At 73.8% G+C, this 19,666-nt stretch carries 16 protein-coding genes, 1 pseudogene and 1 riboswitch; of the genes and pseudogenes, 10 read left to right on the forward strand and 7 right to left on the reverse strand.

Translation table 11 applies throughout. From position 1 onward, the window contains the following. Positions 1-3: 3 nt before the first annotated feature. From thiD to thiM, 3 genes and pseudogenes are all read right to left on the reverse strand, one after another. Positions 4-1,416, reverse strand: a pseudogene (thiD, locus tag EDF24_RS19575) (bifunctional hydroxymethylpyrimidine kinase/phosphomethylpyrimidine kinase); the annotation flags it as partial. Further along, positions 1,413-2,144 (reverse strand): thiamine phosphate synthase, encoded by a 732-nt coding sequence (gene thiE, locus EDF24_RS17330; RefSeq protein WP_123704547.1) that lies wholly within the window; start codon positions 2,142-2,144, stop codon positions 1,413-1,415. The gene thiE and the pseudogene thiD, both read right to left, overlap by 4 nt. After that, a complete protein-coding gene (gene thiM / locus EDF24_RS17335) occupies positions 2,141-2,989 on the reverse strand; it encodes a hydroxyethylthiazole kinase (protein ID WP_123704549.1) in 849 nt (282 codons plus the stop codon). Before thiM ends, thiE begins: the two co-directional genes overlap by 4 nt. Next, positions 2,978-3,073: riboswitch (TPP riboswitch) on the reverse strand. Its footprint overlaps the gene before it by 12 nt. A 67-nt stretch (positions 3,074-3,140) precedes the next feature. Here thiM and EDF24_RS17340 point away from each other — a divergent pair. Beyond that, positions 3,141-4,040, forward strand: coding sequence for an NUDIX domain-containing protein (locus EDF24_RS17340; protein ID WP_123704629.1), 900 nt, complete (start codon positions 3,141-3,143; stop codon positions 4,038-4,040). Positions 4,041-4,087: 47 nt separating this feature from the next. On the opposite strand, the gene EDF24_RS17345 is transcribed toward EDF24_RS17340, so the two are convergent. Continuing rightward, positions 4,088-5,332, reverse strand: a complete 1,245-nt coding sequence (locus EDF24_RS17345; RefSeq protein WP_207909630.1) for an MFS transporter — start codon at positions 5,330-5,332, stop codon at positions 4,088-4,090. Then, entirely contained in the window at positions 5,329-5,973 is a 645-nt protein-coding gene (locus EDF24_RS17350; protein ID WP_132049276.1) for a GntR family transcriptional regulator, read from the reverse strand. Before EDF24_RS17350 ends, EDF24_RS17345 begins: the two co-directional genes overlap by 4 nt. A gap of 164 nt (positions 5,974-6,137) precedes the next feature. Here EDF24_RS17350 and EDF24_RS17355 point away from each other — a divergent pair, with 164 nt between their 5' ends. The 3 genes from EDF24_RS17355 (at position 6,138) to EDF24_RS17365 (ending at position 9,069) form a co-directional block, all read left to right on the forward strand. Further along, positions 6,138-6,884: a phosphotransferase gene (locus tag EDF24_RS17355; RefSeq protein ID WP_165931493.1), complete on the forward strand. Its 747-nt coding sequence runs from the start codon at positions 6,138-6,140 to the stop codon at positions 6,882-6,884. 7 nt (positions 6,885-6,891) lie between these two features. Then, positions 6,892-7,977, forward strand: coding sequence for a winged helix DNA-binding domain-containing protein (locus tag EDF24_RS17360; RefSeq protein WP_123704553.1), 1,086 nt, complete (start codon positions 6,892-6,894; stop codon positions 7,975-7,977). 159 nt (positions 7,978-8,136) lie between these two features. Next, on the forward strand, positions 8,137-9,069 hold the full coding sequence (locus EDF24_RS17365; RefSeq protein ID WP_123704555.1) for a DnaJ domain-containing protein: 933 nt from the start codon (positions 8,137-8,139) through the stop codon (positions 9,067-9,069). 18 nt (positions 9,070-9,087) lie between these two features. Here EDF24_RS17365 and EDF24_RS17370 read toward each other — a convergent pair whose 3' ends face one another. Beyond that, the gene (locus EDF24_RS17370; RefSeq protein ID WP_123653055.1) at positions 9,088-9,450 is read right to left on the reverse strand and encodes an RNA-binding S4 domain-containing protein; all 363 of its coding nucleotides are present in this window, start codon (positions 9,448-9,450) and stop codon (positions 9,088-9,090) included. 124 nt (positions 9,451-9,574) lie between these two features. On the opposite strand from EDF24_RS17370, the gene EDF24_RS17375 reads away from it, so the two are divergent. Both EDF24_RS17375 and EDF24_RS17380 read left to right on the forward strand, forming a co-directional pair. Next, a complete protein-coding gene (locus tag EDF24_RS17375) occupies positions 9,575-9,826 on the forward strand; it encodes a hypothetical protein (RefSeq protein WP_221180710.1) in 252 nt (83 codons plus the stop codon). A gap of 98 nt (positions 9,827-9,924) precedes the next feature. Then, positions 9,925-11,121, forward strand: a complete 1,197-nt coding sequence (locus tag EDF24_RS17380) for a hypothetical protein (protein WP_123704557.1) — start codon at positions 9,925-9,927, stop codon at positions 11,119-11,121. A gap of 123 nt (positions 11,122-11,244) precedes the next feature. Here the strand turns inward: EDF24_RS17380 and EDF24_RS17385 are convergent, their stop codons facing one another. After that, positions 11,245-12,789 (reverse strand): S1C family serine protease, encoded by a 1,545-nt coding sequence (locus tag EDF24_RS17385; RefSeq protein WP_260233490.1) that lies wholly within the window; start codon positions 12,787-12,789, stop codon positions 11,245-11,247. 158 nt (positions 12,790-12,947) lie between these two features. Here EDF24_RS17385 and EDF24_RS17390 point away from each other — a divergent pair, with 158 nt between their 5' ends. From EDF24_RS17390 to EDF24_RS17405, 4 genes are all read left to right on the forward strand, one after another. After that, complete coding sequence (locus EDF24_RS17390) at positions 12,948-13,982, forward strand: iron ABC transporter permease (protein ID WP_185017019.1); 1,035 nt, start codon at positions 12,948-12,950, stop codon at positions 13,980-13,982. Further along, positions 13,979-14,992 (forward strand): iron ABC transporter permease, encoded by a 1,014-nt coding sequence (locus tag EDF24_RS17395; protein WP_260233491.1) that lies wholly within the window; start codon positions 13,979-13,981, stop codon positions 14,990-14,992. The genes EDF24_RS17390 and EDF24_RS17395 overlap by 4 nt, the downstream gene beginning before the upstream one ends. Before the next feature lie 545 nt (positions 14,993-15,537). Then, positions 15,538-18,093, forward strand: coding sequence for a glycosyltransferase family 2 protein (locus EDF24_RS17400; RefSeq protein ID WP_221181393.1), 2,556 nt, complete (start codon positions 15,538-15,540; stop codon positions 18,091-18,093). 2 nt (positions 18,094-18,095) lie between these two features. Continuing rightward, a complete protein-coding gene (locus EDF24_RS17405; protein ID WP_123704559.1) occupies positions 18,096-19,646 on the forward strand; it encodes a chitinase in 1,551 nt (516 codons plus the stop codon). Positions 19,647-19,666: the final 20 nt, after the last annotated feature.

The raw sequence follows: 19,666 nt of genomic DNA on the forward strand, positions 1-19,666 counted from the left end.
CGCCATCGCACCCCGCACCGCCGGACCCGCCGCCCGCGCCAGCGTCTCCACGTGCGCCGTGGCCGCGGCACTCGACGCCGCGAACCCGGGGTCCCCGTACGCCGTGATCCAGTCCGCGTACGGGTGGCCGACCGGGGCGACCCCGAGCTGCGACCCGACCCAGGCGTACACCCGGAAGCACGGAAGGACCGCTGCGGCGAGGACCGCGGCCTCGCCGGAGTCCGCGGCCGCCCGCAGGTGCGCGAGGTACCCGGCGCACGTGGGGTGCACGGGGTCGTCGGCGTGCGTGCCGGCGAGGCGCCGGTGGTGCAGGCTCGCCGCCTCGTCGGCGCAGCCGGCAGCGGCCGCCGCCCAGAACGCCGCGGCCTCGGACCCTGCGGCTGCAGCACGACCGACCGCGGCGAGGTGCCCCTCGTACGCCCGCAGGTAGTGCACGTCCTGCGCCAGGTACCCCGCGAACACGTCGGGCTCGAGCGTGCCGTCGGCCATCCGCACGAGGAAGGGCGCCCGGATGGTCTCGTCGAGCACCGCCCGCACGTCGTCCCACCACACGTCCGTGTACCGGGGCTCCGGCAGGGCCGCCCGGAGCTGTGCGCCGTGGTCGACCGGCCCGTTGCCGCTCCCGACCTCGAGTGCGTCCGCCCCGCGGAGCGCCGCCGTCAACCAGTCCTTCGCCACGCCGACCGCGAGCTCCCAGTCGCCGTGCCGCGCCGCCAGGGTCGCGATCGCGCTCGAGAGCGAGCACCCGGTGCCGTGCGTGTTCGCGGTGTCGACGCGCGGTGCGGAGAACACCCGCGCGGTGCCGTCCGGCGCGACGAGCACGTCGTCCGAGGTCGGCCCCGCCGCGTGCCCGCCCTTCGCGAGCACCAGGACGTCCCACCGCGCCGCGACCGCCCGAGCGGCATCGAGCGGATCCGGGGCCGCAGCGCCGGCCAGCCCGGCCGACCCCGCCGATCCGCCCGGCCCCGCCAGCCCCGCCAGCACCGCGAGCTCGGCCCGGTTCGGCGTCACGAGGTCCGCCAACACCAGCAGCTCGGTCATCGCCTGCTCGGCGTCGGCGTCGAGCAGCCGGTCACCACTCGTCGCCACCATCACCGGGTCCACGACCACGACCGGCGGCCGGTTCGTGCGGAGCCAGTCGGTCACCTCACGGACGGCGGCTGCGGTGGCGAGCATCCCGGTCTTCACCGCGTCCACGACGACGTCGTCCGACACGGCGTCGAGCTGGTCGCGCAGGACGCGCACGTCCGGCACGTGCACCGACCGCACGCCGTGCGTGTTCTGCGCGACGACGGCCGTCACGACCGCCATGCCGTACCCGTCGTGCGCCGCGATCGACTTCAGGTCGGCCTGCAGCCCGGCGCCGCCGGTCGGGTCGGTCCCGGCGATGCTCAGCACGCGCACCGGCCCGCTCATCGCGCGGCTCCGGTCGACCCGGTCTGGAGGCCCGCCACGCGCCCGTCACGTACCGTCGCGGCGCCGACACGGCCGGCCCCCGAGCCCGCCCACGCCGCCACGTAGGCTGCGGCCGCCGACCCCGGGTCGGACGCCGCGCAGATCCCGGACACCACGGCGATGCCCGCCGCACCGGCCGCGTGCAGGGGCGCGACGTCGTCCAGGTCCACTCCGCCGATCGCGACGCACGGCAGATCCGTCGCTGCCGCGAGCCTCGCGATCCCCTCGTGCCCGAGCGCCGGCGGGTGGTCCGGCTTCGTCGACGTGGGGTGCACGACCCCGACGCCGAGCAGGTCGACCGTCCCGCGGGGGAGCCGCTCGAGGGCAGCGAGGTGCGCCGGGGTGTTCGCCGTCAGACCGACGTGTGCGTCCGGCCCGAGGAGCGCCCGCGCCGCCGACACCGGCACGTCGGACTGCCCGAGGTGCACCCCCGCGACCCGGTGCCCGGCGTGCCGAGCGGCCAGGGCGACGTCGAGCCGGTCGTCCACGACGACCTCCGCCCGGTCCCCGACGGCATCAGCGACCGCACCGGTCAGTGCGAGGAGGTCCCGCGCACTCGCCTGCTTGTCCCGCACCTGCACGATCCGGACCCCGGCGTGCACGGCCGCCCGGACGACGCCGAGCACCCCGAGCCCGTGCCGGTCGCAGAGCACGGGGTCGGTGACGAGGTAGACGCCGAGGTCCCTCATGCCGCCGTCTCCTCGCTGATGCGTGCCTCGCGGACCACGTCCTCCGGGGTCAGCGACGCGAGCCGGTCCAGGAACAGCGGCTGGAACGTCCCCGGACCCCCGGCGTCCCGCGCAGCCAGTTCGGCCGCGATCGTGTGCACGGCGGTCCCGGCGACGGCGGCGGCGACCGGGTCGCCGGGACTCACCGACGCGAACGCGGCGATCACCGCCCCGAGCGCGCAGCCGCCGCCGGTGATCCGGGTGAGGAGCTCCGTGCCGTTCGCGACCTGGACCGGTGCGACGGAGCCGCCCTGGGCACTCGACCCGACCACGAGGTCGACGGGACCGGACACCGCCACCGCGCCCACGAGCCTCCCGGCGGTCGCATCGACGGCGGACGCACGCGCGTCATCGGTGCCGGCCGTGCTGTCCACCCCGCGCCCACCGTCGGAGGAGCCGAGCAGGGCGAGGACCTCCGACGCGTTGCCCCGCAGCACGGTCGGACGGAGCGCCAGCAGGTCGCGGGCCAGTGCGGTGCGCACCGGCAGCGATCCGACCGCGACCGGGTCGAGGACCCACGGGGTCCCCGACTCGGCGGCAGCCGCGGCCGCCTCGAGCGACGCCGTCCGCGGCTCGGCGTGCGGGGTGCCGGTGTTCACCAGGAGCGCGTCGGCGATCCGGGCGAACGGACCGGCCTCGGTCGGCACGTCGACCATCGCAGCCGAGGCGCCGAGCGCCAGCAGCACGTTCGCCGTGACGTTCTGCACCACCGTGTTCGTGATGCACTGCACCAGGGGACTCCTGGCCCTGACGGCCTCGAGGAGTTCGGCGGTGCGTTCAGCCCGTGCGGGCGCAGCGGTTTCCATGGACGATCCCTTCGCGAGTACGAGCTCGAGCAGGTTCGACGGGTGTGATCTCAGCCGCTGGATGCGGCACCCCGTGTCTCGATCAGCACCGTACACGACGCCCGCGGTCACATGACGGCCCGCCCACGGGCGCGTGTGGAAGGGTGGGAGCGTGCCCGATGCCCTGCCTCCCGGTCCGCCGCCCGGCCCCCGCGACCCCGGCGACGCCTGGGCGTACGGACCCGACGGCACCAAGGCGTGGGGCGTGTTCGGCGCCGCCGGACTCCTCGTCGACGACGGCCACGGACGGGTGCTCCTGCAGCACCGCGTCGAGTGGAGCCACCACGGCGGCACCTGGGGCATCCCGGGCGGCGCACGCCACCAGCACGAGGACGCGGTCACCGGCGCGCTCCGCGAATCAGCGGAGGAAGCCGGCGTCCCGCTCGACGGGGTCGACCTCCGGCACACGTCCGTGCTCGACCTCGGGTACTGGACCTACACGACCGTCGTCGGACGGGCGAGCACGCCGTTCGAACCGGTGATCAGCGACCGGGAGAGCCTCGCGCTGTCCTGGATCCCGCTCGCCGAGGTCGACACGCTGCCGCTGCACCCGGGCTTCGGAGCATCGTGGCCCGCGCTCCGCGACGCGATCGGCACCACGCCGCACGTCGTCGTCGACGCGGCGAACGTCGTCGGGAGCGTGCCCGACGGGTGGTGGAAGGACCGGGCGGGGGCTGCCGGGCGGCTGCTGTCGCAGGTGACGGCGCTCGCCGCGGTGGGGCTGCCCGCCGACGCGCTGGGGCTCGGGTTCACGCAGTGGTGGCCGCGGTGGACCGTGGTGCTCGAGGGCGCGGCGGTCGCTGCTGCCGGCGGGGACGAGGGCCTCGTCTCGGTGGAACGCGCGTCGGGGTCCGGGGACGACGCGATCGTCGCCGCTGCCGCAGCGGCACTCGACGCCGGGCACGCGCCGGTCGTCGTCGTGACGGCGGACCGGGAGCTGCGGGAGCGGGTGTCGGCGCTCGGCGCCGACGCATCCACGCGCGGCCCGAGCTGGCTCCGCGACCGGCTGTAGCGCGCTGCGCGCCGCGCCGCGCTGCGCGCCCGCGCCCGGCGCCGCGCCTACGCGCCCGGGATGTGCCGGCGCGACGACACCAGCACGCCGCCCCACGACACGAGCCCGAGCGCCACGATGACGGCGAGGACGACCGGCAGCGCCACGACGCCCGCCACCGCCGCGATGACCGCCGGCGCCAGGAACCCCGCGTACGCCGCCGCGTAGAACACCCCGGTCAACCCGGCGAGGTCCCGCGGCCCCGCGATCCGCTGCACCTCGAGCAGCGACGACACGAGCCCGAAGCCGATCCCGACGCCGATGACCACGTTCGCCGCGAGCCCGATCCACACCGACTGCAGCACGATCGCCACGCCGACGACAGCGATCCCGAGCGTCATCAGGAACACCGCCCACGCGAGCCCCCTGGCTGAGGTGATCGAGTGCACCCGCTTCGCGATCGGCTGGACCGCGCTGGACACCCCGAGTGCGACGACGGTCGCGGCGGTGGCGAACACGAGCCCCCACGCACCCGTTGCCCCCTCGAGCCGGGTCGGCAGGTACCCGTACCCGATCGCGGCCGAGCCGAAGATCCACGGCGCGGCGACGAGCACCACGCGGGTGAACCGGCGGTGTCCGGCGCTCGGGACGCGGAGCTGGCGCCACCAGGGTCCGGGGAGGCCGCCAGAGGTCTGCGTCTCCGGCGTCCGCCACACGACGACGGCGAACGGCAGGGCGACAGCGATGTGGATGAGGAAGGGCAGCACCTCGGGGATCGGTCCCCACTGCGCGATGAGCCCCGCGACGAGCGCGCCGGACGCCGAGCCGAGCGTGAACGCCAGCGATGCCCGTCGTGCTCCGGCCCCGGCGTCCGCGGCCCGGTCGAAGCGGCCCTGCGAGAGCTCCTTCACCCAGCTGTTCCCGACCGCCATCGCGATGCCGACCGTCACCCCGGAGAACAGCCGCCCGATCGCGAGGAACTCCGGTCCGAGCGGCCCGAGCGCGAGCAACCCGCTGCCGAGCACCGCCGACCCGATGCCGGCGAGCATGAGCGGGCGACGGCCGTGCCGGTCGGACAGGGACCCGGCGATGAGCAGTGCCGGCGCGAGCCCGAGCACGTAGACGCCGAGGAAGACGTTGACGAGCACCGACGAGTAGTGCGCACGCTGTTCGTACATGAGCAGCAGCGGGCTGAACTGGTTACCGCCCCACGAGCACACGAACACGGCACCCCAGACTGCGACCCACGGCATCACCCGGGCGCGCGGCAGCGCGACGGAGCCCGTGGTGGGGATCGATCCGGTCGCGCTCACAGGGCGCCCCGGTGCGATGCGACGTGGTCGTGGAGCACGGCCGCGTACCGGGCGGCGTCCCCGTCCTCGAGTGCAGCGGCGAGCGCGCGGTGGTCGTCGAGCGAGGACTGCAGCTGGGACGGCTGCACCCGCATCAGCTGGTGCCGGAGCCGCTGCTGCCGGTCGCGCAGGGTCCGCGCGAACAGCACGGCGATCGCGTTCCGCGACGCACCGATCACGGCGCCGTGGAACTCGGCGTCCACCTCGATGAAGCGGTCGACGTCCCCGTCGGCGACGGCGGTCGCCTGTTCCGCCAGCATGGCCTGGAGGCTCGGGGCGAGGTCCGTCACGCGGCCGTCGGTCACGACGCGGCTGGCCGCGGTGCTCTCGATCGCCTCGCGCATCTCCAGCACGTCCGCCGCCTCGTTCGGGGACATCGGGCGCACGACGGCGCCCTTGCGGGACTCGAGCGTCAGGAGTTCCTCGGCCGCCAGGCGCAGGAACGCCTCGTGCACCGGCGTCCGGGAGACCCCGAGGTCCTGGCAGAGGGCGTTCTCGCTGATGGCGGTGCCGCCGGGCAGGTCGCCGCGGATGATCGCGCGCTTGACGTGGTCGTAGGCCCGGTCCGACGCGGCCTGGGCGCTGGTCGTGCTGCTGTTCACGGGCTCGATCCTACGCCTTGCATGCAACGGTGCATACGGATGGGAGCACCCTTCCGCCCGTCGTATGTGTGCGAATGGATCGCGACATCATCAGCCACGGCCCGATACGCTCTCCCACACGCCGGAAGCACGTCAACGGAGACGACCGCGACAGGAGGGCTCCCATGGAGCGCATCACCAGGGCAGATGACCGAGTCCACCGGCCTGCCGGGCCGTGGACGCCCACCGTCCACCGCCTGCTCGGGCACCTCCACGAACAGGGGTTCGTGGCCGCACCGGAACCGATCGAGCTCGGGCACACCCTCGAGACCGTGTCGTTCGTGCCGGGCGTCGCGGGGGAGTACCCGTGGACCGAGGACATCGCGAGCGAAGCAGCCCTCGTCACGAGCGCCCGGATGCTCCGGCACTACCACGACGCCGCGGCGACCTTCCCCCTCGACGAGGACACCGACGTCTGGTCCCAGTCGGCCCGGGCACCGGTGGAGACCGTCGTGCACGGTGACTTCGCCCCCTACAACTGCGTCTACGACGGCATCGCCGCCGTCGGGATCATCGACTTCGACACCGCGCACCCCGGGCCGCGCGTCTGGGACGTCGCGAGCGCGGTCTACCGGTTCGCCCCGTTCACCACGGGGGAGGTCGAGGGCTCGACGGCCCCCGCCCTCGAGCAGCGCCTCGCCCGGGCCGCGGAGTTCTGCCGTGCCTACGGCCTCGACGAACCGTCCCGGGCACGGCTCGCGGACACGATGGTGGCGTCGATCGTGGCGCTCGTCACGACGCTCGAGTCCGAAGCTTCGGCGGGCAACCCGAAGTTCATCAGCGACCTCGCGCACGGGCACGCCGAGCTGTACCGCGCCGACGTGGCGTACATCGAGCAGCACGTCGACGACATCGCCGCCGCGGTGGCCTGAGCTCGCCGTGATCACCCCCGCCCGCCTCCGGGCGATGCGCCTCGCCGCGCAGGGGGTCGGGGTGTCCGGCGGGTCGGCGCTCGACGTCGTCACGCACATGACGGCGCTCCAGGCGCAGGACCTCGGGCAGTCGCTCTGGGCGATCGGGTCCCGCGCGCTCGGACTCACCCGGGCCGACGTCCGCGCCGCGTTCGACCGCGGGGAGTTCGTCCGCTCGTGGCCGATGCGCGGCACGCTGCACGTGCTGCGGCCCGACGACCTCCGGATGCTCCTCTCCCTGACGGCATCGCGGACCTTCACGACGCTGACCCGCCGCGCCGGCCAGCTCGGCATCGACGACGCGCTCGTCGCCCGCGCCCGTGACCTCACCGTCGAGGCGCTCGGCGGCGGCCGGTCGCTCGACCGTGACGGGATCCTCGGCCGCTACCGCGACGCCGGCATCGACCCTGCCGGCGGCCGCGGGTACCACCTGCTGCTCCACCTGGCGCAGGAGGGACTCGTCGCCTGGGGGCCGACCGGCCGCGTCGGGCAGGAGCTCGTGCTGCTCGACGAGTGGGCGCCCGCCACGGAGCCCGTGCCCGACCGGGACGAGGCACTCCGGCGGACGCTCATCGGGTACCTCCGCGGCCGCGGGCCGGCGACCGAGGTCGACGCCGCGAACTGGACCAAGCTCCCGCTCGGGGACCTCCGTCGCGCCCGGGCCGCGGCCGGCGACGCGGTGGAGGACCTCGGCGACGGACTCCTCGCCCTCGCCGACCGGCCGGAGCCCGGCGGCGTCGCGACCGGGCAGCTGCTGCCGGGCTTCGACGAGTACCTCCTCGGGTACGCGGACCGCAGCGGGCACCTCGACGCCGTGCACGCGGACCGCGTCGTCCCCGGCGGCAACGGCATGTTCCTGCCGATGGCCGTGCACCGCGGACAGGTCGTCGGCACGTGGAAGAGCGCCGAGCGCACCCGGGACGTCCGCACCACGGTGACCCCGTTCGTGCCGCTGGCCGCGCCGGCGGTCCGCGCGCTCGAGGCAGCAGCCGCCCACCACGCGCGCTTCCTCGGCCTGCCCCTGGTGATCGAGGTCCTGGACGCACCCGCCTGACCACCCGGCCCGGCCCGGCCCACGGGACCCGGACCTCTCCCCACCGGCACGGCCGCCACGCCGCTGGCGCGTCGCGCCGGTACCGGCGGCGTGGGCCCAGGAGGTGCCCAGCGCGCGTGCGGCGGATGCATACGCGCCGTCGGGTACTGTGCCAGGGCCATGACCGACAGCCCGGCCGACGCCACCCCGTACGAAGTCCTCGGCGTCGCCGCGACCGCCGACGACGAGGAACTCCGTCGCGCGTACCGACGTGCCGCCCGCGAGACGCACCCCGACCTCGGCGGCGACGCCGTCCGGTTCCGGCGTGTGCAGATTGCGTGGGAGCGCGTCGGCACGCCGGCCGCGCGTCGCGCCTACGACTCCGGATCGCGCCCGACGTCCGCCCCGTCCGGCTCTTCTGCCTGGAGGCCCGGGTCGGGTCGCGACGAGTACGCACCACCCACGGCGCGCCGCGACTCCCGACCCCGCGCCCGGTCCCACGGACACCCCGGCGGTCGGTCGCGTGAGGTGTTCCTCGCGGCGGAGCGCGAGTGGGTCGGACTCGGCGACCCCATCGAGGACCCGTACGACCCGGGGCTCATCCGGTCCGCCCCGCGGTACATCCGCCGGCTGCTGGGCGAGGCCCTCGCAGAAGAGGCGACCGCGTCGATCGTCGCGGACATGGGCATCGGCGTGACCGTCTGGCACGACCTCGACGCCGGAGCCGAGGGCAAGCTCGACCACGTCGTGCTCATGCCGAGCGGCCTCTGGGCCCTGGAGTCGATCGACTGGGGCGGCCCCGTCAGCATCGACCACGGCGAGATCGTGGGGGAGACCCTCGAGCCGGGGGAGCGCCCCGTGAAGGAGCTCGTCCGGGCAGCGCGGGCCGTGCAGAAGCAGACGCGCGTGCGGTTCACCGGCCGGCTGCTCGTCGTGCCGGACTCCGCGGTCGACCACGACGTGCAGGTCGTCGGGCCGCAGCGGAAGCCCACCGCGCTCGTCGTCCGACGGAGTGCGCTCGGGCAGGTGCTCAACGGTGTCTGGTCGCCCGAGGGTGCGGTCGACGTGTTCGAGATCCGCGACCGACTGCAGCAGACGGTCCGCTTCATCTGACGCCGGCCCGGCCCGGGGTCAGTAGCCGCGGAGCTTCTCGAGGTCCCGGCGCTCCCGCTTGCTCGGACGTCCCGCGCCCCGGTCGCGCATCGGGACGAACCCGGCCTCTTCCTTCGGCAGGCGCGGCGGGGTCTTGTCCTCGAGGTGCTTCGCCGCCTCGGTCGCTCCGACGCGCTTGAGGATGAGGCTCTTCACGACGACGATCCGGTCGAAGCCGGCCTGGCGCACGCGGACCTCGTCCCCGGGGCCGACCGGCTGCGAGGGCTTCGCGCGCTCGCCGTTCACCTTGACGTGCCCGGCCTTGCACGCGGTCGTCGCGGCGGACCGGGTCTTCGTGATCCGGACCGCCCAGATCCAGCTGTCCACCCGGGCCTTGTCCATGCCCCCACCCTAGGCGCGCCCGCCCGCGCACGCCGAGCGGGCGAAATGCCCGGGTCACATGCCCGCCCAGGCCTGGTATTTCGCCCGCTCGACCGTCGCGGGCCGGACACGTACGCTCAGGGGCATGGACGGCAGCGAGCAGGCGCGGGTCGCCCGGGCCCTGGCGCTCGGGGTCCTGCACGACGCCGCACTCGGCGAGCGGGTCGTCGTCCGGGCCCACGACGGCGACGGCGCCCGGGACGCCCTCGGCGAGCTCGCCGCACGCACGCCCGACTCCGTCACGATCGACACCCGCCGCGGCCCGGTCCGGGTCGCCCTCGCCGACGTCGTCGCCGCGAAGCGCGTCCCGCCGCCCCCGGCACCCCGCCCGCGCTGACCTCGCCCGCGCCACCTCGCACCGTGCGAGGCGGCGAAGCCGGACGCGCGCGGCGAGCCGTCCGCGCCCGAGCGCCCGCCCCGTCGTAGCCTCGGGCCATGCCCGTCCCCGTCCCACTCGGCACCGAGGACCGCACCGCCCGCGTCACCCTCCGCCGCCCCGACTCGTGGCAGCGCGAAGACGTCGCCCAGGCGGACCTGCGCGTCACCGGCGACGACGTCGTCATCACCGTCCGCTCCCGCCCGAGCGACCGGGCCATCGGCGACGAGAACGGCTCGCTGCTCGACCGCCTCCCGGGCTCGGTCGACGGCCTGCTCCTCGTCGGCTGCGACGTCTGGGGCTCGGTCGGCGCACCGGCACGGCTCGTCGAGTACGTCCGACCCGACGCCGGCCGCGACGACGGTCACGAGGACACTGACGGCCCCGGCGACATCGTCGGCGCGCACCTGCTCTTCGTGACCGGGCGGCATCGCGTCGACGTCACGGTCGAACGCCCCCTCGCCCGCCTCGACGACACCGACGACGTCGTGTTCGCCGTCCTCGACTCCGTCCGCGCCGTCGGCCAGGTCTCCGCGACCTCCCCGCGGGAGCTCGAACCGCTCCCGGACGCAGCAGCCCCCGCCGAGATCACCGGCGCGCGCCTCGGCCACGAGGCCCTCACGACCCTGACGAGCATGGCCGGCAAGCGGTGGAGCCCGACGCTCCTCCGCACTCCCGGCGGCCGCGCACTCGTCGAGGCCGGACTCGTCAGCCGCTTCGGCACGGTCCCCGCGACCACGCAGGAACTGCTCGACCCGTGGAGCGGCGACGCCCAGCCGACCACGCTGGAACAGCACCTGCCCGACGGGCGCGTGTCGCGCCTCCAGGCCTGGTCCGGAACGGTGGTCGACGCACCGGACGACACCGTCTCCGTCGTCACGCGGCTGGCGGCCGAGCGCGTGGTCGCCGTGGCGGCCGGGAGGCTCGGTGTCGGTCCGGAATGGACCTTCCCGTTCCGCACGGAGACGCTCAGGGCCGACCTGCTCGGCAGGCGGTTGGCCGGCGGCGACGACGCTCCCGACCTGCCCGCGGCGATCGCCGAGGCCGATCCCCGGCTCGCCCGGTTCTGGGCGGCACCGTGGACCGTGTCGTACCTGCGCCGCCCCGGCAAGCCGCGACCGATCACGATCGTGCACGCGGACGGCATCGGCTTCGCGCGCGTCGGACGCACAGAGGCCGGCGCCTCCGCGTTCTCTGCGGAGTCGCCGGCCAACGTGTACCGGTCCTTGGTGCGAGCCTTCTTGCAGACTGCGTAGTCGCCGGTCTGCTCGAACGGGTGCACCGGTCCTTGGTGCGAGCCTTCTTGCAGACTGCGTAGTCGCCGGTCTGGTCGAACGGGTGCACCGGTCCTTGGTGCGAGCGTTCCTCGCCCCTGCCGACTAGAGCGCGGGGCCTGCGGTGAGCGTGACCGTGACGGTCGCAGCCGTGCCCGCGCTGTTCGTGTAGCCGACGGAGACCTTGTCGCCGACCGACTTCGACTGGATGACCTGCGTCAGCTGGTCGGACGTCGTGATCGCGGTGCCGTCGATCGAGGTGATCGTGTCTCCGGCGGCGAGTCCGGCGGTCGCGGCTCCCGAGCCCTCGACCGTGCCGGCGACGGCGACGCCGCTCGTGGTGCCGGTCGCGGTGCTGCTGATCTCCACGCCGAGGAACGCCGGCAGGCCGATCGTGATGGTCGAGGAGGACTCGCCCGCCAGGATCTTCGTCGCGATGGCCTTCGCCGTGGTGATCGGGATGGCGTAGCCGGTGACGTCCGTCGTGCCGGAGGACGCCGCGGTCGCCATGCCGACGACCTCGCCCTCGGAGTCGAGCACCGGGCCGCCGGAGTCGCCCGAGACGATGTTCGCCGCGACCTCGATGAGGCCGGTGAGGGACTCGGTCCCGGTGCCGGACTCGCTCTGGACCTGGATGTCCTGGTCGGTCGCGGTGACGGTGCCCTCCGCGGCGACGAGGTTGCCCGTTCCCTCCGCGTTGCCGACGTCGGTGACGGTGTCGCCGGTGCTCGGCTCGCCGTCGTCGTCGAGCTTCACGGTGGAGAGGCCGGAGGCGTCCTCGAGCTTCAGGACCGCGACGTCGTTCGTGGCGTCGGCCCCGACCACGTCGGCCTTGTACTCCTTGCCGGTGGTCTCGTCGGTGACGGTGATGCTCGTCGCGCCCTGGATGACGTGGTTGTTCGTCAGGATCGTGCCGTCGGAGGTCAGGATCATGCCGGTGCCGGCGGCCTGCGAGGACTCGTCGTAGTTCAGGACGGTGTTGATCGTGACGACGCCCTTCTTCTGGGCGGTCGTGGCGGCCGTGGCGGCGGACTCGGTGCTCGTCCCCGAGCTGCTGCCGCTGCTGTCGCTGCCGTCACCCGGGACGGTGAAGCCGTTCGTGCCGCTGCCGTCGGTGCCGCTGCCGGTGTCCGGCGTCGTCGTGGTGCCCTGCGACTGGCTCGAGGTGGTCTCGGTGCTCTGCGAGGAGAGCCCGAGCGCCGTGCCGCCGGCCGCGCCGACGATGGCGAGCGCCGCGATGCCGGAGCCGATCATCAGCCCGAGCTTGCGCTTCTTGGTGCCGGGGCGGGTGCCGAAGGCGCCGGTCCAGCCCGGGTGCCCGGGGGCGGCTGCGCCGTACGGCTGGCCGTAGGGGGCGCCGTGCCGGGTACCGGTCTGCTCGCCGTGCTGTGCGGCGTGCGTCCAGGCGTTGGCGGCACCGGTGAGGGCCGGGCTGCCGACGAGGTACGGGCCGCGGCCGTCGGCGGCGTAGGCGTAGGGGCCGGAGCCGTCGGGAGCGTAGAGGTACGGACCGGAGCCGTCGAACGCGTAGGCCGGGCGGAGCGTCGAAGCGTCCGCGTGCGGGGCCTCCCACGTCGAGCGGGGGGCGGTGTCCTGTGCGTCGATCGGCGTCGTGCCCGGTTCGGCGTCGGGGTTCGGGGTCTCGTTCATCGGTGCTCTCCGGTCGCTCTCGACGTCCCGGTCGGGCGTCGATGGATACGAGTACAAGCCCGTTCCCAATGACGAACCTATGAGCGACCCCTGCGCATGCTCATGACTCGCTCGGCGATCGCCGTGGACGGTCACACGTTAGGGTTGCCTCACCTCTCATGCGTTCCCCGTCGCCCGCGCCTCCCGCGCCCAGCTCCGTGCCCCGACTCGTCGGGGCGACCGTCCTCGCGGTCGTGGTGCTCGCCGTCGCCGTGGCGCTCAGCATCGCCTTCGGGTCGCGGCCGATCCCGCTGGCCACGGTGTTCGACGCGGTCACGCACCCCGGCCGGAACGACGAGATCGGGCTCATCGTGCTCGGCAACCGGGTCCCGCGGACCGTCGTCGGACTGCTCGCCGGCGCGGCACTCGGGGTCGCCGGCGCCGTGATGCAGGGCGTCACGCGCAACCCGCTCGCCGACCCGAGCGTGCTCGGCATCAACTCCGGCGCGGCCCTCGCCGTCGTCACCGGGATCGCGCTGTTCGGGATCAGCGGCACCGCGGCGTACCTGCCGTTCGCGTTCGCCGGAGCCGCCCTGGCGGCGCTCCTCGTCTACGGGATCGCCGCCGTCGCGAAGCGCGGACTGACCCCGGTCGGCCTCGCGCTGTCCGGCGCCGTGGTCGCCGCGGCGCTCGCGTCCATCACGACCGCGGTCCTCGTGACGAGCCAGAGCCTCCTCGACCAGCTGCGTTTCTGGCAGGTGGGTGCACTCGCCGGCAAGGACCTCGGCACCGCCGGCGTCGTCACGATCCCGGTGCTCGTCGGGCTCGTCATCGCGTTCGCGCTCGGTCGGTCGCTGAACACCCTGGCGCTCGGCGACGAGCTCGCCGCCTCCCTCGGGCAGCGCGTCGTGCTCGTCCGCGCCGTCGGCGGACTCGTGACCGTGCTGCTCGCCGGCTCCGCGGTCGCCGCAGCCGGCCCCATCGCGTTCATCGGGCTCGCCGTGCCGCACGCCGTCCGGCGCCTCAGCGGACCGGACCACCGCTGGACGATCCTGCTGTCCGCGATCGTCGCACCGGCGCTGCTCCTCGTCGCCGACGTCATCGGCCGGGTCGTCGCGTACCCGGGGGAGCTGCAGGTCGGCATCGTCACGGCGCTGATCGGCGCGCCGGTGTTCATCGGGCTCGTCCGGTCGAAGGCGGTGAAGGGGCTGTGAGCGCCGTGGTCGTCCGTGTGCGCGCCGCCGTCCGCGGGCTCCGGCGCGAACTCGTCGTGCTCGGGGCCGTCGTCGTCGTGCTCGTCGCACTCGTGCTCGTCGGGCTCGGTGTCGGCGAGATCCCGCTCTCCCCGGGTCAGGTCGTCGCCGCGCTGTTCGGGCACGGCGACACCGTGTCGGACTTCGTGATCGGCCAGCTCCGCGGTCCCCGCACCCTGGCCGCGCTGCTCGTCGGCGCGAGCCTCGGCGTCGCTGGGGGCATCGTCCAGAGCGTCGTCCGGAACCCCATCGCGAGCCCGGACGTCATCGGGATCACCTCGGGCGCGAGCGCGTCCGGGCTCACCGCGATCGTGCTCTTCGGCGCTTCGGGGGCGTCGCTGTTCACCGTCGTGCTCGTCGGCGCCGTGCTGGTCTCGCTGGTGATCGGCGGGCTCGCGTGGCGCCGCGGGATCACCGGCAACCGGGTCGTGCTCGTCGGGATCGGCGTCGCGGCGATGTCGCTCAGCGTCACCGGCTGGATGCTCACGAGCGGCACCGTGCAGCAGGCGGGGACGGCGCTCCTGTGGCTCTCCGGCAGCCTCAACGCCGTGGACCGTGGGGTCGTCGGGCTCCTCGGCGTCGGGTTCGTCGTGCTCATGGTCGCGGCGCTCGTGCAGTCGCCGCGACTCACGGTGCTGACCCTCGGGGACGAGGTCGCGGCGTCCCTCGGACTGCGGCCGAACCGGGCGAAGGTGCTGCTGCTCCTCACCGCGGTGCTCCTCACCGCCGCTGCCGTCGCGACCGCCGGACCGGTGTCGTTCGTCGCGCTGATGGCGGCGCCGATCGCGCGGCGGCTCGTCGGCGGGGGGCGGGTCGCGCTCGGGGTGTCGGCGGCGGTCGGCGCGGTGATCGTGCTCGCGAGCGACCTCATCGCGCAGTTCGCGATCCCGGGCAACGCGCTGCCGGTCGGCGTCGTGACGGGTGTCGTCGGCGCCCCGTACCTCCTCTGGCTCCTGGCCCGAGGCCGCTGACGCGGCGCCCGCCGCGCGCCCGCGCGCCCGCCGCGCGCCCGGGCGCCCGCGCGCCGCGCGCCGGCCGAAACCCGCCCGCTGAGATCGCACTTCGTGTCGGGTGCCCGCGACCGAGGCGACACGGACTGCGATCTCACCGGGGGTGCCCGCGACCGAGGCGACACGGACTGCGATCTCACCGGGGGTGCCCGCGACCGAGGCGACACGGACTGAGATCGCACTTCGTGTCGGGTGCCCGCGACCGAGGCGACACGGACTGCGATCTCACCGGGGGTGACCTGCGACCGAGGCGACACCGGCGCGCGACGGGGTGACGCGCGGGGCGGGGGCGCGCCGAGCCTCCCGGCCGGGTGTGACGCGACACGCCTGCGGGTGCGCCGGTACGGGGATCCGCGCGGGATTGCGGGTTTCCGCACGGCACGCTCAGAACCCCCCTTCCGGGTGTCCACGCCCCCCGCGGTGTCCCCCTAACGTCGGACACGACCCCGGACTCCCGACAGTGCCCCACCCGAGCGAGCGCTGGTCCGGTCGAACGAAGGACACCCATGCCCGAACAGCTCGACGACGCGCCCGTGCGCCGTCGGCAGTGGGGTTCCGAGCGGCGTACCCACCCGCTCGACACCCTGCACGCCCGCCCCTCCGACCGGAAGCTCGTCTCCGGCCGCATCGCCATCATCCTGACCATCGCGTTCTGGCTCGCCTACGTGATCTACACGGTGATCCGCCAGTTCCTGAACTACGGCACCGAGAGTTTCCGGTTCACCACCGAGGCGCTGTCCTACCTGGTCGTGGTCACCTTCCTGACGTTCTCCGCGCTGATGCACCTGGTCGCACGGCAGGGGGCGCTCGAGCGCTTCGCCACCCACGTCCGCGTGCCTCGCGCCGAGCTCGACCGGCACTTCGGCGAGGGGCACGAGTCCCCGCTGACGGTCCTCGTGCCGAGCTACGCCGAGGAGCCGGACGTCATCGCGACGACGCTCTGGTCCGCCGCACTGCAGGAGTACCCGTCGCTCCGGGTGGTGCTGCTCGTCGACGACGCGCCGTTCCCGACCGACCCCGAGACGCTCGACAAGCTGCAGCGCACCCGCGCGGTCGCAGCCACCATCCAGAACCAGCTCGCCCCCGCGGCCGAGCGGTTCCAGGAGGCGCTGCTCTCCGCCGAGGTGGAGGCGTCGCACACCCCCGTCGCGACCGTCGACTCGCTCCGCACCCTCGTCGAGCACCACCGCTGGGCCGACGCCTGGCTGCGCCGGCACGCCCGGGAGCACGATGTCGTCGACCACGTGGACCACTTCTTCCACGACCAGGTCCTCGTCGCCCTGGCGGACGAGCTGCGGCTGACGTCCGAGGCACTCGAAGCGGCGATCGTGGACGCGCTGGACGCCGACGCCGACGCCGGGGCGCACGGCGACGCCGGCGCTGACGCCGGGGCGCACGCCGACGCCGGCGCTGACGCCCGCGCGCACGGTGCCCTGCTCACCGAGATCCCCTCGTCCCGCGTCGTGGAACTCCAGCGCCGCCTTGCCTGGACCTTCACCGCCGAGATCACCACGTTCGAGCGGAAGCGCTTCGCGAACCTCTCGGACGAGGCGAACAAGGCGATGAACCTGAACTCGTACATCGGCCTGCTCGGCGGTGCGTACGCGTTCGACGAGACCGCGTCGGGCACGATCCTCCGCACGGTCACCGACCCGGCGACCGCCGACCTCGTCGTGCCCGCGTCCGACTACGTCCTGACGCTCGACGCCGACTCGGTCCTGCTCCGCGACTACTGCCTGCGCCTGGTGTACTTCCTCGAGCAGCCGGAGAACGCCCGCGTCGCCGTCACGCAGACCCCGTACTCGTCGTTCCGCGGCGCTGCGACCCGCATCGAGCGGCTCGCCGGCGCGACGACCGACATCCAGCACATCCTCCACCAGGGCATGTCGCGCCACAACGCGACCTTCTGGGTCGGCGCGAACGCGGTCATCCGCACCCGGGCGCTCCGTGACATCGAGGAGGTCGAGACCGTCGGCGGCTTCGAGGTGAAGCGCTACGTGCAGGACCGCACCGTCATCGAGGACACCGAGTCGAGCGTCGACCTCGGCATGCACGGCTGGTCGCTCGTGAACTACCCGGAGCGTCTGTCGTACAGCGCGACCCCGCCGGACTTCGGGTCCCTGATCGTGCAGCGGCGCCGCTGGGCGAACGGCGGGCTCCTGATCCTGCCGAAGTACCTCCGCCAGGTGCGGGAGCGTCGTGCCCGCGGCGAGCGGGTCGGCATCGTCGAGATGTCCCTCCGCGTCAACTACATGGCGTCGATCGCCTGGGCGTCGTTCGGCCTGATCTTCCTGCTGGCCTACCCGTACGACTCGCGGCTGCTCAGCCCGATGGTGCTCCTCGCCGCGCTGCCGTACTTCTGGCTGCTCAGCAGCGACCTGAAGTACTGCGGGTACAAGCGCACCGACGTGCTCCGCATCTACGGCTTCAACCTGATCCTGATGCCGGTGAACGTGGCCGGCGTGCTGAAGAGCATCCAGCAGGCACTGACCGCGAAGAAGATCCCCTTCGCCCGCACGCCGAAGGTCCGGGACCGGACCGCCTCCCCGGCGCTGTACGTCCTCGCGCCGTACGCGATGGTCGTCTTCTCGGTGTTCACGTTCGTGCGCGACGTCCACGCGGGCAACTGGGGCAACGCGGTGTTCGCCGCGTTCAACGCCCTGCTCGCGATGTACGCGATCGTCGCCTACATCGGGGTCTGGAACTCCGTGGTCGACGTCTTCATCTGGGCGACCGGGTGGATGTTCTACGACCCGGCTGCCCGGGCGGCGCGGAAGCAGGCACGCAAGCAGGCGCGGCAGCAGGCGCGGGCCGGGCGCCGCGGCGCGAGCACGGGCACGGGCACGGGCACGCCGACGCTCGAACCCGTCACCGAGGACTGGCGCGCCGTCCTCTACTTCGGGGACCGCGGCCAGACCATGCCGAAGCGCCACCACGCCGACGTCGTCGGCGCGGGCCGCACCGGCCCGGACCACAGCGGCAGCACGACCGGGACCGACCACACCGGCACGACGACCACCGGCACGACGACCACCGACACGAACGAGAAGACGGCCGCCTGACCATGTCGCCCACGAAACGCCTCTCCCCGCTCCGCGTCGGCCTCGCCGCCGTCGTGGCCGTCGCCCTCCTCGCCGCCGGCTACGTCGGCTTCGACCGCTGGCAGTCCGCGCAGGCTTCGGAGACCCAGCAGTCCTGGTTCGCCGCGTACACCGACGTGACCGCCACCCCGACGTTCGCCTTCGAGGACGTCAAGTCCACGAAGGGCCGCAACGTGATGCTGTCCTTCGTCGTCGCGGACAACGACGCCGCCTGCACCCCGACGTGGGGCTCGTTCTACTCACTCCAGGGTGCGTCGGACCAGCTCGACCTCGACCGGCGCATCGCCCGCCTGCAGCAGCAGCACGGCGAGGTCGGCGTGTCCTTCGGCGGCCTGTCCAACGACGAGCTCGCGACCACCTGCACGAACAGCGCCGACCTGGTGGATGCCTACACGACCGTCGTCAAGCGCTACGACGTCAGCACGGTCGACTACGACGTCGAGGGTGACGACCTGACGAACCACGCCGCGGGGGAGCGCCGCGCGAAGGCGGTCGCGAAGCTCCAGGAGGAGCGCCGCGCCGCCGGGCACCCGCTCGCCGTGTGGCTGACGCTGCCCGCTGCACCGTCCGGACTCACGAGCGACGGAACCACCGCGGTCGCGCAGTTCCTCAAGGCCGGTGTCGACCTCGCCGGGGTGAACGCGATGACGATGGACTACGGGGACGGCAAGGGCGCGAGCCAGAGCATGTACTCCGCCTCGGTGCAGACGCTGCAGGAGGTGCACCGCCAGCTCGGTGTCCTCTACAAGCGGTCCGGCACGCCGCTGACCGACGGCACGCTCTGGCACAAGATCGGCGCGACGCCGATGATCGGCCAGAACGACGTGCAGGACGAGGTCTTCACGATGGCCGACGCGAAGAAGCTCAACACCTGGGCGACGCAGCGGGGCCTCGGCCGGATGTCGATGTGGTCGCTGAACCGCGACACGACGTGCGGGACGAACTACGTCAACCTCTCGACCGTCTCGAACTCCTGCTCCGGTGTCGACCAGGACGGCGTGCTCTTCGCCGACGTGCTCGGCAAGGGCTTCAGCGGCGGGGTCGTCGCGGCCGCGTCGGACGTCACCACCGCCGAGCCCTCGGCGACCGTGCAGCCGACGGACGACCCGTCGACCAGCCCCTACCCGGTGTGGAGCTCGGACGCGTCCTACCTCGAGGGCACGAAGATCGTCTGGCACCGGAACGTCTACGAGGCGAAGTGGTGGACCTCCGGCGACCTGCCCGACGACCCGGTGCTGAGCGCCTACGAGACGCCGTGGCAGCTCGTCGGACCGGTCCTCGCGGGCGAGAAGCCGGTGAAGCAGGTCACCCTGCCGGCCGGCACGTACGACGCGTGGTCGGGCACCGCGACGTACGACACGGGCGACCGGGTCCTCTTCGACGGGATCCCCTACCAGGCGAAGTGGTGGAACACCGGCAACAGCCCGGAGGCCTCCACGAGCGACCCCGACGGCTCGCCCTGGGTGAAGCTCAAGGACTCCGAGATCAAGCAGATCCTGCAGGACGGCAGCTGAGCGCACTGGTCGCGATCACC

The sequence above is a fragment of the Curtobacterium sp. PhB130 genome, from assembly GCF_003755165.1.
GTDB lineage: Bacteria > Actinomycetota > Actinomycetes > Actinomycetales > Microbacteriaceae > Curtobacterium.

What these genes read in the sequence shown, in the direction of transcription:
- EDF24_RS17370 (WP_123653055.1), bottom strand. Translation starts at nt 9,450, where the DNA reads ATGGACAAGGCCCGGGTGGACAGCTGGATCTGGGCGGTCCGGATCACG.
- EDF24_RS17405 (WP_123704559.1), top strand. Translation starts at nt 18,096, where the DNA reads ATGTCGCCCACGAAACGCCTCTCCCCGCTCCGCGTCGGCCTCGCCGCC.
- EDF24_RS17365 (WP_123704555.1), top strand. Translation starts at nt 8,137, where the DNA reads ATGACCGACAGCCCGGCCGACGCCACCCCGTACGAAGTCCTCGGCGTC.
- thiM (WP_123704549.1), bottom strand. Translation starts at nt 2,989, where the DNA reads ATGGAAACCGCTGCGCCCGCACGGGCTGAACGCACCGCCGAACTCCTC.
- EDF24_RS17385 (WP_260233490.1), bottom strand. Translation starts at nt 12,789, where the DNA reads ATGAACGAGACCCCGAACCCCGACGCCGAACCGGGCACGACGCCGATC.
- EDF24_RS17390 (WP_185017019.1), top strand. Translation starts at nt 12,948, where the DNA reads ATGCGTTCCCCGTCGCCCGCGCCTCCCGCGCCCAGCTCCGTGCCCCGA.
- EDF24_RS17355 (WP_165931493.1), top strand. Translation starts at nt 6,138, where the DNA reads ATGGAGCGCATCACCAGGGCAGATGACCGAGTCCACCGGCCTGCCGGG.
- thiE (WP_123704547.1), bottom strand. Translation starts at nt 2,144, where the DNA reads ATGAGGGACCTCGGCGTCTACCTCGTCACCGACCCCGTGCTCTGCGAC.
- EDF24_RS17400 (WP_221181393.1), top strand. Translation starts at nt 15,538, where the DNA reads ATGCCCGAACAGCTCGACGACGCGCCCGTGCGCCGTCGGCAGTGGGGT.
- EDF24_RS17380 (WP_123704557.1), top strand. Translation starts at nt 9,925, where the DNA reads ATGCCCGTCCCCGTCCCACTCGGCACCGAGGACCGCACCGCCCGCGTC.
- EDF24_RS17375 (WP_221180710.1), top strand. Translation starts at nt 9,575, where the DNA reads ATGGACGGCAGCGAGCAGGCGCGGGTCGCCCGGGCCCTGGCGCTCGGG.